Origin of the sequence: Pseudomonas sp. 43NM1, assembly GCF_002836905.1 — a bacterium.
Classification (GTDB): Bacteria; Pseudomonadota; Gammaproteobacteria; order Pseudomonadales; family Pseudomonadaceae; genus Aquipseudomonas; species Aquipseudomonas prosekii.
On record NZ_MKGS01000033.1, the window covers coordinates 1 to 11,055 of the forward strand.

9 protein-coding genes are annotated in these 11,055 nt (G+C 59.9%); 4 read left to right on the forward strand and 5 right to left on the reverse strand.

The window, feature by feature from the left end:
• The first annotated feature begins 79 nt into the window (after positions 1-79).
• Positions 80-634 carry a glutathione peroxidase gene (locus BI292_RS05355; protein ID WP_092271254.1) on the forward strand — a complete coding sequence of 185 codons (555 nt, stop codon included), beginning with the start codon at positions 80-82 and terminating at the stop codon, positions 632-634.
• A gap of 85 nt (positions 635-719) precedes the next feature.
• Here BI292_RS05355 and BI292_RS05360 read toward each other — a convergent pair whose 3' ends face one another.
• From BI292_RS05360 to BI292_RS05370, 3 genes are all read right to left on the reverse strand, one after another.
• On the reverse strand, positions 720-1,991 hold the full coding sequence (locus tag BI292_RS05360) for an OmpP1/FadL family transporter (protein WP_092271252.1): 1,272 nt from the start codon (positions 1,989-1,991) through the stop codon (positions 720-722).
• A 146-nt stretch (positions 1,992-2,137) separates the two neighbouring features.
• On the reverse strand, positions 2,138-2,620 hold the full coding sequence (locus BI292_RS05365; RefSeq protein ID WP_101207231.1) for a hypothetical protein: 483 nt from the start codon (positions 2,618-2,620) through the stop codon (positions 2,138-2,140).
• Positions 2,621-2,909: 289 nt separating this feature from the next.
• Positions 2,910-3,134 carry a hypothetical protein gene (locus tag BI292_RS05370; RefSeq protein WP_092271247.1) on the reverse strand — a complete coding sequence of 75 codons (225 nt, stop codon included), beginning with the start codon at positions 3,132-3,134 and terminating at the stop codon, positions 2,910-2,912.
• A gap of 1,070 nt (positions 3,135-4,204) precedes the next feature.
• Between BI292_RS05370 and BI292_RS05380 the strand changes: the two genes are divergently transcribed.
• Positions 4,205-4,528: a hypothetical protein gene (locus BI292_RS05380; RefSeq protein ID WP_092271245.1), complete on the forward strand. Its 324-nt coding sequence runs from the start codon at positions 4,205-4,207 to the stop codon at positions 4,526-4,528.
• A 249-nt stretch (positions 4,529-4,777) separates the two neighbouring features.
• Positions 4,778-6,142, forward strand: a complete 1,365-nt coding sequence (rmuC, locus tag BI292_RS05385; RefSeq protein ID WP_178076533.1) for a DNA recombination protein RmuC — start codon at positions 4,778-4,780, stop codon at positions 6,140-6,142.
• A gap of 174 nt (positions 6,143-6,316) precedes the next feature.
• Here rmuC and BI292_RS05390 read toward each other — a convergent pair whose 3' ends face one another.
• Complete coding sequence (locus BI292_RS05390) at positions 6,317-9,787, reverse strand: PAS domain-containing hybrid sensor histidine kinase/response regulator (protein ID WP_101207233.1); 3,471 nt, start codon at positions 9,785-9,787, stop codon at positions 6,317-6,319.
• Positions 9,788-10,022: 235 nt separating this feature from the next.
• A complete protein-coding gene (locus tag BI292_RS05395; protein ID WP_101207234.1) occupies positions 10,023-10,562 on the reverse strand; it encodes a TetR/AcrR family transcriptional regulator in 540 nt (179 codons plus the stop codon).
• Positions 10,563-10,653: 91 nt separating this feature from the next.
• Between BI292_RS05395 and BI292_RS05400 the strand changes: the two genes are divergently transcribed.
• The coding region (locus BI292_RS05400; RefSeq protein ID WP_157831212.1) for an MFS transporter at positions 10,654-11,055 on the forward strand (402 nt) is incomplete at its 3' end.

An 11,055-nucleotide genomic window follows, 5' to 3' on the forward strand; every position in this document is an offset into this window, starting at 1 on the left:
CAATTGGGCATGGGTGCTTGCTAGGCGGCTGCGAGGGCGAGTAGCTTGTTGGCTGACGACCTCTCAAGGATGCCCTGACATGCTCAAACGCTGGCTTGCAGTCCCCGCGTTGCTGATGACATTCGCCGCCGCGACGCAGGCGGCCGAGTGCCCGGACCTGTTGCAAGGCTCATTGCCGAAATTGCGCGCCAAGGAGTCCATCGACCTGTGCCAGCGCTTCGCCGGCAAGCCGCTGGTGGTGGTCAACACCGCGAGCTTCTGCGGTTTCGCCCCGCAGTTCAAAGGCCTCGAAGCGCTTTATCAGCGCTACAAGGGCCAGGGTCTGGAAGTGATCGGCGTGCCGTCGAATGACTTCAAGCAAGAGTCCAAGGACGGCGAAGAAACCGCCAAGGTCTGCTACGTCAATTACGGCGTGACCTTCACCATGACCGAGCCGCAGAAAGTCCGCGGCGACGACGCCACCCACCTGTTCAAAAACCTCGCCGAGCAGAGCAGCGCGCCGAAGTGGAATTTCTACAAGTACGTGGTCGATCGCCAAGGCAAGGTGATTGCCGATTTCTCCAGCCTGACCAAACCCGACGACCCGCAATTCCTCGAAGCGGTCGAGCAAGCCCTGGCCTCGAAACCTGAATGACGCCCACTAAAAAGCCCCGCCTCTGAACAAGAGTGCGGGGCTTTTTGGGTGTTGCTGGCGAGTGGTTCAGGCTCGCCGTGAATCATCAGAAGCGGTAGGTTGCGCCGACCCCGAAACCGTTCGCCCAGTTTTGATACTTGGCGTTGTAGCTCTGGCCACGGTCGTTGCTGTTGTTGACCTTGACCGACTCTTCGCGCAGGTACGAATAGGCAACGTCGATGGTCAGGTCGTCGGTTGGGCTCCAGCCGGCGCCGAGACTGAAGATCTTGCGATCGCCAGTCGGAATGCGTGGGGAACGGTCGACGTTGTTTGTCGGTGCCTGGTCAAAGGACAGGCCGGTACGCAGCACCCATTGCTTGTTCAACTGGTACGAAGCGCCGATGGCGTGCGCCCAGGTGTCGTGCCAGTTCTGGTCTTCGGTGATGTTGCCGAACTGACCGTTGAGGACCGCCGGAACACCTTTGTTTTCCACGGTGATTTCTTTCAGACGGCTCCAGCGAGTCCAGGTGCTGCCTGCGTACAGGGTCCACTTGTCGTCGAGCTCGTGAGTGACCGAGAAGTCCACCGATTCAGGCGTCGTCAGGTCCAGCGAGGCGTCGAACTTCTGGTTCGGGTTCTGGCCGATCAGGCCCAGCACGCCGTAGTTGACCTTGGTGTTGCCTTCGAGCTTGTACTTCACTTTCGAGTGATAAGTCAGGCCGACGCGGGTGCTGTCGGTGGCTTGCACCAACAGGCCGATGTTGTAGCCCAGCGCGGTGTCGTCACCCTTGATCTTGACCTTGCCGTCCGGCGCTGCCTGGGTAATTGACAGGTTCGATTCCAGCTTGCCGTCGATGCGGTTGATGGTCGGACCAAAACCGATCGACACCTTGTCGTTGAAGGCGTAGCTGATGGTCGGTTGCAGGGTCACGACTTTAACGTCGCTGGTGCTGCCGAAGTAACGGCCGGCAAAGCCGTTTTCGTAGTCGGTCACCAGACCGAACGGCGCGTACATGCCAATACCAACTGCCCAGTGATCATCGATAGGCTTGACGTAGTAGCCCATGGGCACGGCAATGAACGGAACCATGTTGCCGTGGCTGCTGCCGTTGTTTGGCGCAGAGTCGGCATTGCTGATATCGGTGTGTGCGTCGAGCATTGCAGCACCGCCGGTGACTTGTTCACGCTTGATGCGCGACATGCCGGCAGGGTTGCCAAAAATTGTGCTTGCGTCATCGGCAGAGGAAGATCGCCCGGCAAAACCTGTACCCATCCCGCTGATACTTTGTTCGTTGATGGCAAAGCCAGCTGCGAAGATCTGGGTGGATGCCAAGGTAACGGCGAGGCTAAGGGTGGTTTTGAGCATTACTTTTTTCATTATTAGAACTCCTGGTGATCACCGGGGCGAAAATTACCAACATTTTCGTCCCAGCGCTATAGTCCGTATGCCTTGAGTTAGAGCGGTTTTGTAGGACAATCCGACCAGAATCGCGACCCGTTACGGGATCTTTCGAAACCGGTGGGTCAGCAAGCGACCTGATTCGGCGATGAAACACAGGTTTGCCAGGCGCAGGTGAAGTCGCGCAGGCGTCCCTGAGGCTGAAACGTCTGGCGCCAGATTCGCGCCATGCCCAGCACATCATCGGGATCGGGGAGGGGAGTGTTCTGTTGTTCGACCAGCAGCCAGGCGATGGCGGTGGCGTAACGCAGGTTGACGGTCAGTTCCAGGTGCGGGCTGCTGAGAAATGCGTGCTGGCTGGCGAGGCCTCGAACCAGGCTCGCGCGTTCAGGGTCGAGCGCCAGGTAATGATCCCAAAGTGCCCGGTGGCGGATCTCGGCGATCCGGTACAAGCCATGGCCACGGCGGTCGTGCAGGGCTGAGCCAAGGGCTGACTGACTGGCGGCGATGCCCAGCAGCAGGGATTCGGCAGTTGCGCTGTGGCGCCCGAGATAAATCAAGGTCGGGCGGATCACATAGCGGCACAGTTCGCTGGCAGCGATACCCATAAAGCCCTCGAAGCAAAGCCCTTGAAGCAGGAAATGGGCGGCGATACCTGAAAGGGCCTTGGCAGCGGTGGATCGACTCAGGCTCGCCGGAAGCGGATCACCCCGCTTGAGTTGAAGTGTAGTGTCATATTCGCGCTGTAAAGGTCTGTTTTTAAAATATTTCCGGCTGGCAGTTATAACCGTTATATCGGTTAGTGCTTAAGCGCGAGGGGCGAAAAGAGAAATATCAGGCAATAAAAAGCCCTGCTTTTAGGGCAGGGCTTTTGCTCTTTTCAGCCGTTCTGGCGTCTCAGGCAACCAGTGCCTGGCGAGTACGATCGATCACGGCCTGCAGCGGTTCAGCGCTGGAGTATTGATCGGGGTACAGGCGTTCGCTGTGACGAGCGATGCCGTGTTCGTTGACCAGAGTGAAGCTGAAGCAGCCTTTGCGAGCGGCCATGATCAGGCAGTTCATTGGTGCAAAAGCGTTGGTTAGGGTGCGAATGGCATCCTGAGTATGGATTTGAGCAGACATTATTAGGTGTTCCTACAAGCGACACGGATAAGAGCCGTGCAAAATTAAAACGTTCCAGTGACGACGACCACCATTGGTCGAACGAAGAACCCGACTGGAACAAAGCAGCCAGTTTGAAGCGCTAAAAAATTTGGCGCGCTTGGGCTGGCAGGTAGGTACTTAGGAGGGCAGGCAACACATCAAGGGCAAAGGTTCGTGGCCCGGGGTGAAGATCCTGATCAATTTGCAGGCTGGTTCGGTCAGAGTAAGTGAGCTTGGCAACACCCTTTGCTTTCATTTCAAAGGCTGTGTTGGAGCAAGTATTACCTGGAAACCATCGAGGTGGTCGATCCTGCTTTGTCGGTGGAGGCTTCTCAACGAAGGCTACCGGGAGGATTTGTTCGACCAGAATTGACTTTCAGCTTGGTACTAACGCCGCGGATACTAACGGATTGAATTCGAGAAAGGAAGTGTGATAGCAAAAAAACTTTCTCGCCCACACAAAACACCACCCCTTGTAGCAGCTGGCGAAGCCTGCGTTCGGCTGCGCAGCAGTCGTAAAACCTGCCAACGCGGTAACCCTGATCTACTGCGGCGCTCAATTCGGCGACTGCTGCGCAGCCGAACGCAGGCTTCGCCAGCTGCTACAGGGTTATGGGTTGGCCGTGGATTACCGTTGGTCGTCGCTTCGGGGCGGCTCCGGCGTGGGTTGGCCAAGGCTTATCCCCAACCTTGGCTACAAAAAACCGCGTGGATATAACCGTGTCGAAGGTACTTGTGCACATTAGTTGCGCGGGCTGTAACGCCACTGTCACATCGGATCGAACGACAGTGGGTGCCTGCAATGAAAATTTAAGTCAATGAAAAACATCGCTTTTTTTTACTGGTGAAAAAATCGTCAGTTTGACTGCGAGCCCCATTCCACAAGGGTTTTGAAGAGTTCCAGGCGGGTTGTCCACTGAGTTATCCACAGCTTCTGTGGATTGTCCCGAGCGCTTGCTCTAGGACGGGCGTGCCGGGTTTTTTTCGACTTTACCTGTGGGAAAAAAAGAGTAGAGTGGCGCGCCTTCCGTTCTGCCCCACAGTGCTTTATGAAGTTTCGCTCAGTATCAGATCCTGTTACCGCAACACCACCCGGTGTTACCCCGCCAAAACGTTTTTCCATGCGTGTGGCCGAGTGGCTGCTCGACAGCCCGCGCCTGGGCGAAAACCTCAACGTCAAACACTTTGCCGGACGTTTGCTCAAGCAACCGGCGCGCGAAGGCGTGGTGGCTGCGCAAAGTCGGCTCGGCCAATTGATGTGCCGCGAGTGCGGCAACGCCCGCGACCGCCGCATCGGCCACGACCTGCTGCGCCAAGCCGCGCGTGCCGGTGACCGCCGCGCCTTGCGCGAACTGGGCCTGCTCGAAGACTGAGACGTGCAAAGCCTGGTTGTGCAAAACCAGGTCGTGCAAAACCGAGCTGTCTAAAACAAGCTGTCTAAAACCAGGCTGTGCAAGACCTGATGCCTTGGTTAACCTTCTGGCTTCAACACATCGGCAGGAATCTCTATGGCTATGGACTTGACCAGCCTTTTGCTTGGTCTGGCGGGCGCGGCATTGCCATTGCTGGCGCTGGCCTGGCACATCCAGCGCCGGGCGAGCGCGGGGCAGGCCGGCATGGCGCTGCTGGAAGAGCGGCTGACCATGGCGCAACTGGCGCAGGACGGTTTGAACGCTCAGCTCGATGCCTGTCGCGACGAAATCGGCGACTTGAGCCAAGCCAATGCCGCCAAGCAGGCTGACCTCGCCGCTGTGCGCCGCGAAGTCGAATTGCTGCAAATCGAGCGCGACGACGCGCGCGACGCCGCCCACGCCTGGAACATCGAGCGCGCCAGCAAAGAAGCTGAGTTACGGCGCCTCGACGCGCAAACCGCTTCGCTCAACGCCGAACTGCGCGAACAGCAGGAAAGCCATCAGCAGCGCCTCAGCGACCTTCAGGGCTCACGCGATGAGTTGCGTGCGCAGTTCGCCGAGCTGGCGGGCAAGATCTTCGATGAGCGCGAACAGCGTTTTGCCGAAACCAGCCAACAGCGCCTCGGGCAATTGCTCGATCCGTTGAAGGAACGCATTCAGTCCTTCGAAAAACGTGTGGAAGAAAGCTATCAATCCGAGGCGCGGGAGCGGTTTTCCCTGGCCAAGGAACTGGAGCGTTTGCAGCAATTGAACCTGCGTTTGAGCGACGAAGCGACCAACCTTACCCGCGCGTTGAAAGGGCAGAAAACCCAAGGCAACTGGGGCGAGTTGATTCTGGAGCGCGTGCTAGAACACGCCGGCCTGGAGAAGGGCCGCGAGTACCAGACGCAGGTCAATCTGAAAGGCCCGGACGGCGAGCGGTTCCAGCCGGACGTGATCATTTACCTGCCCGGCGACAAGCAAGTGGTGGTCGATTCCAAGGTCAGCCTGACGGCGTATCAGCAGTACGTGTCGGCGGAGGACGACGCGATCGGCCAGATTGCGATCAAGCAGCACGTGCTGTCGCTGCGCAATCACGTCAAAGGCTTGTCCGGCAAGGATTACAAGCGACTCGATGGCATCCACAGCCTGGATTTTGTGCTGCTGTTCGTGCCGATCGAAGCGGCGTTTTCCGCCGCGCTGCAAGCTGAGCCGACGCTGTTCCAGGACGCGTTCGACCGCAATATCGTGATCGTCAGCCCGACCACGCTGCTGGCAACGTTGCGGGTGATCGACAGTTTGTGGAAGCAGGAACGGCAGAGCCAGAACGCCCGGGAAATCGCCGAGCGGGCGGGGTGGCTGTACGACAAATTTGTGCTGTTTATTCAGGATCTGGATGAAGTCGGCAATCGCTTGCAACAGCTGGACAAAGCCTACAGCTCAGCGCGCAACAAGCTGACAGAAGGCCGCGGCAACCTCGTCAGCCGCAGCGAACAACTGAAACTGCTCGGCGCCCGCGCCAGCAAAAGCCTGCCGGCGGACCTGCTGGAACGGGCAATGACCGACGTCGACGGCCTCGCCGAATTGCCCGAGTAGAGAAAGACGTCAACGCCGACACCCAAATTAAAACGATCCCCGTGGCGAGGGGGCTTGCCCCCGTTCGGTTGCGCAGCAGCCGTAAAATCGTGTGTCACTGCGCAAGACGGGGCCGCTGCGCGTCCCAACGGGGGCAAGCCCCCTCGCCACGGGTTTAGCACCGGTTTCGAGAATTTACAGCGGCAAATGCCGACTCAACAGCGCCCGCAGCGCCGCCGGTTTCACGGGTTTCGCCAGGTAATCCAGGCCTGCCGCGTGGACTTGCGCGACCGTTTCCGGGCGGCCGTCGGCACTGATGACCACGCCGGGCACCGGCTCGCCGAGGCGGGTGCGCAGCCACGCCATCAGCTCGGTGCCGGTTTCGCCATCGTCCAAGTGATAATCCACCAGCGCCAATTGCGGACGCATGCCGTCGCCAAGCAAGGTTGCGCATTCCTCGCGATTGCGCGCAGTCCAGACCTGGCAACCCCAGCGCGTCAGCAGGCTGTTCATGCCGATCAAAATGCTGTCCTCGTTATCGACACACAACACCTTCGCGCCCGTCGGCAGTTTGCCATTGAGCTCAGTAACGTTGTGCGGCAGCGCCACCTGCGCGCGGGCCAGCGGCACGCTGACGCTGAACACACTGCCGCGCCCCGGCCACGAACGCACGCGCAAACGGTGCCCGAGCACGCGGCATAAACCGTCGGCAATCGCCAGGCCCAGCCCCAGGCCTTTCTCGGCGCGGGTCTGGTGGCTGTCGAGGCGTTTGAATTCTTCGAAAATCACTTGCTGCTTATCTTCCGGAATCCCCGGGCCACGGTCCCAGACTTCCAGGCACAACTCACCTTTGCGCCGCCGAACCCCGAGCAACACCGGGCCTTTGGCATAGCGGAACGCGTTGGTGAGGAAGTTCTGCAGAATGCGCCGCAGCAGTTTGATGTCGCTGTCGATGCGCAACGTACTGCCGCGCAGGCGGAATTTGATCCCCTGTTCGTCGGCCAAAACCTTGAACTCGGCGCCGAGGATATCGAACAGCTCGTTGAGCACGAACGGCTTCGGATCAGGGTTGATCTTGCCGTTCTCCAGACGCGAAATATCCAGCAAATCGCTGATCAAGTCCTCGGCCGAACGCAACGACGTGTCCAGATGCTGGATCAATTTCTGCGCCTCGGCCGACAAGCCATCGTCCTGATGCGTCAGCGCGGCGGAGAACAAACGTGCGGCGTTCAACGGCTGCATCAAGTCATGGCTGACCGCCGCGAGAAAACGGGTTTTCGACTGGTTGGCCGACTCGGCGGTGCCTTTGGCCTCGGTCAGCGCGACGTTGAGTTGCGACAGTTCGTGGGTGCGCGCGGTGACCCGTTGCTCCAGCCCTTCGTTGGCCTCGGTCAGCGCCTGCTCGGCTTCGCGGAACGCGGTGATGTCGGTGAAACTCATGACAAAACCGCCGCCGGGCATCGGGTTGCCGATCAACTCGATCACCCGGCCATTCGGAAACAAACGCTCGGAAGTGTGCGCGCGGCCCTGACGCATCCAGTGCAAACGGCGCGCAACGTGCACTTCCGCTTCACCGGGGCCACACAAACCGCGCTCGGCGTTGTGCCGAATGATGTCGGCAATCGGCCGGCCAACACTGATCAAACCGTCCGGGTAATTGAACAATTCCAGATAGCGCCGGTTCCAGGCCACCAGTTTCAACGACTGGTCGACCACGCTGATGCCTTGGGTGATGTTCTCGATTGCACCTTGCAGCAGCGCGCGGTTGAACTGCAAAACTTCTGACGCCTCGTCAGCGATACGGACTACGTCCTCAAGCTGCATTTCCCGACCTTCGATGGCGGCTTTAACCACCGCACGCGTCGAAGAAGCGCCAAGCACACCGGCGAGCAAACGTTCGGTATGGGCGATCCATTCACCGTCGGCGTTCTGGTTCGGGTTGAAGCCTTTGCCCTGGCGGTAGGCGAAACGGATAAAACTCTGCCGGGCGCGTTCTTCGCCGACAAAACGGGCGGCGAGTTGCAGCAGATCGTCAATTTGCACCGCGAGCATCGAGCGTGCGCTCGGTCGGGCGCTGATTTCCTGACCGATGAAACGCCCCGCCTGCCAGTGTTCCGAAACCCGTGTGCGCGATAGCACCGAGACCCAGGCAAACAGCGTGAAGTTGGCCGCCAGGGACAACACCACGCCTTGGGTCAGCGGCGTCAGGGGCAGGTTCAGCGGGTTGCTGTGCAGCCACGCCAACCCCGGAAAACTGCTCAGCGACAAGCCGAGGCTGTGCGCGGCAATCGGCAGGATCAGCGTGTAAAACCACAGGAATGTGCCGGCAGCGAGGCCGGCAAACACGCCGCGACGGTTAGCCTGTTTCCAGTACAGCGCGCCGAGCATCGCCGGCGCCAGTTGGGTCACGGCGGCGAAAGCAATCTGGCCGATAGTGGCGAGGCTGGCGGTCGAGCCGAGCAGGCGATAGCTGACATAGGCCAGCAGCAAAATCACCACAATGCTCACGCGCCGCACCGACAGCATCCATTGGCGGAACACTTCGAACGGCCGCTCGGCGTTGTTTCGGCGCAGCAACCACGGCAATAGCATGTCGTTGGAAACCATGGTCGACAGCGCCACACTGGCAACAATCACCATGCCGGTGGCCGCCGAAGCGCCGCCGATAAATGCCAGCAGCGCCAGTGCCGGATGGGCCTGAGCCAGTGGCAGGCTGATCACGAAGGAGTCCGGCAGTACCGAACTTGGCAGCAACATCTGACCGGCCAAAGCGATCGGGACTACAAACAACGCGGCCAACGCCAGGTAGGCCGGGAACACCCATTTCGCCAGACGCAGATCCTGAGGTTCGATGTTCTCCACCACGGTCACGTGAAACTGACGCGGCAGGCAGATGATCGCCATCATCGCGACGCCGGTTTGCACCACCATCGACGGCCAATTGATGGTTTCTTTCCAATACTGTTCGAGGCGCGGGGCGAGCATTGCCTGGTCGAACAGGTCATCAAAACCGTCGTACAAACCGTAGGTGACGAAGGCGCCGACCGCGAGGAAAGCGAACAGCTTGACCAGCGATTCGAAGGCAATTGCCAGCACCATGCCACGGTGGTGTTCGGTGGCGTCGAGGTTGCGCGTGCCGAAGACGATGGTGAACAGCGCCAGCACCAGCGAGACGATCAGCGCCGTGTCCTGCGCGCGCGTGCCCATGGCGTCGGGGCCGGCGCCGATCAGCAGGTTGACGCCGAGGACGATGCCTTTGAGTTGCAGGGCGATGTAGGGCAGCACGCCGACCAGGCAGATCAACGCGACCACCACGGCCAGCGATTGCGATTTGCCGTAACGCGCGGCAATGAAGTCGGCGATGGAGGTGATGTTCTCCTGTTTGCTGATCATCACCATTTTTTGCAGGACCCACGGCGCGCACACCAGCAGCAGGATTGGCCCGAGGTAGATCGGCAGGAATGACCAGAGCTGTTCCGCGGCCTGGCCGACCGCGCCGAAGAAGGTCCAACTGGTGCAATAAACGGCCAGCGACAGGCTGTACACCCACGCACGCACGCGCGGCGGCAACGGAGTGCTGCGGCGGTCGCCGTAGAAGGCGATGGCGAACATGATGGCCATATAGGCCAGGGCAACGGCGGCGATCAGCCCGCTGGACAGCGACATGGAAACTCCAGACAAAAGACATCCGGGTTCGCGCCCGGTCCGACAGTCTCGCACGACGGCTGCGGATAGTCAGTGTCGACCAAGGTCGTGGCGTGGCGGGGTGTCGCAGGCAGTTTTTCGGGGGGCTGACGGCCTCATCGCGGGCAAGCTCGCTCCCACAGGGGATCGTGGTTGGACACAGAACAGTGGTTCGCCGCAAATCACTGTGGGAGCGAGCTTGCTCGCGATGACGGCCTCACTGACTCAACGCCATCTCAACCAACCGATGCAATTCCCCAACCTCCAGCGCCGCCGTCGAAAACAGAATGCTGAACACTGTCGGCGCCGCCAGCAGGTTGATCAGCCGGTCTATGCTCGGCAATGGTTGGTCAGGATACCGATCCAGAATCGTCTGCAATTGCCCGCCAATGATCGTCGCGCAGAACCCCGGCGTGGCGCTGCATTGCACGTCGCGCAGCATCTGGCGGCCGGGCTCGGAGCTCATCTCGTCGAGGTATTGCTCGGCCCACGCGCGCAAATCACCGCGCAGGCTGCCGGTGTCGGCGGGCTCGGTGTCGGGGCGCATGCGCGCGAGGGCGACGTCGGCGAGCAATGCCGACAAATCCCCCCAGCGCCGATAAATCGTCGACGGCGTCACCCCCGCGCGCGTGGCGATTTGCGGCACGGTCACGGTCGCTCGGTCCTGTTCTTCAAGGAGCGCACGGACTGCCGAATGCACCGACTCTTGCACCCGGGCACTGCGGCCGCCGGGGCGTAAACCTTCTTTAATAGCCATAGGGCGGACCTTAACACAAAGAATTTGCTTTAAGCGCTAGCCAGTAGCACACTCCGCAAAAGCAAATACTTAGCTTTTGCGGAGTGTGCCCATGTCTCATCTAACATCAAACCGTGTCAGCCTGTGGTTTCTGGCGGTCACGTTACTGAGTTTTCTCGCCGCGTCCACGGCGCCGACGCCGTTGTATCACTTGTATCAGCAACAGCTGCAATTTTCGGCGGCAACCCTGACGCTGATTTTCGGCGTCTATGCCTTGAGTCTGCTGGCGGCGTTGCTGACCGTCGGTTCGCTCTCGGATCACCTGGGACGCAAACCGGTGATTTTCACCGCTGTGTTGCTCAACATGCTGGCGATGCTGCTGTTTATCAACGCCGACAGCGTCGCGTGGCTGATCAGCGCCCGTGTGCTTCAAGGTTTCGCCACCGGCATGGCCACGGCGGTGTTGAGCGCCGCGCTGCTCGACACCGACCGCCAGCAAGGGCCGCTGGTGAAC

What these genes read in the sequence shown, in the direction of transcription:
- BI292_RS05355 (WP_092271254.1), top strand. Translation starts at nt 80, where the DNA reads ATGCTCAAACGCTGGCTTGCAGTCCCCGCGTTGCTGATGACATTCGCC.
- BI292_RS05360 (WP_092271252.1), bottom strand. Translation starts at nt 1,991, where the DNA reads ATGAAAAAAGTAATGCTCAAAACCACCCTTAGCCTCGCCGTTACCTTG.
- BI292_RS05365 (WP_101207231.1), bottom strand. Translation starts at nt 2,620, where the DNA reads ATGGGTATCGCTGCCAGCGAACTGTGCCGCTATGTGATCCGCCCGACC.
- BI292_RS05370 (WP_092271247.1), bottom strand. Translation starts at nt 3,134, where the DNA reads ATGTCTGCTCAAATCCATACTCAGGATGCCATTCGCACCCTAACCAAC.
- BI292_RS05380 (WP_092271245.1), top strand. Translation starts at nt 4,205, where the DNA reads ATGAAGTTTCGCTCAGTATCAGATCCTGTTACCGCAACACCACCCGGT.
- BI292_RS05390 (WP_101207233.1), bottom strand. Translation starts at nt 9,787, where the DNA reads ATGTCGCTGTCCAGCGGGCTGATCGCCGCCGTTGCCCTGGCCTATATG.
- BI292_RS05395 (WP_101207234.1), bottom strand. Translation starts at nt 10,562, where the DNA reads ATGGCTATTAAAGAAGGTTTACGCCCCGGCGGCCGCAGTGCCCGGGTG.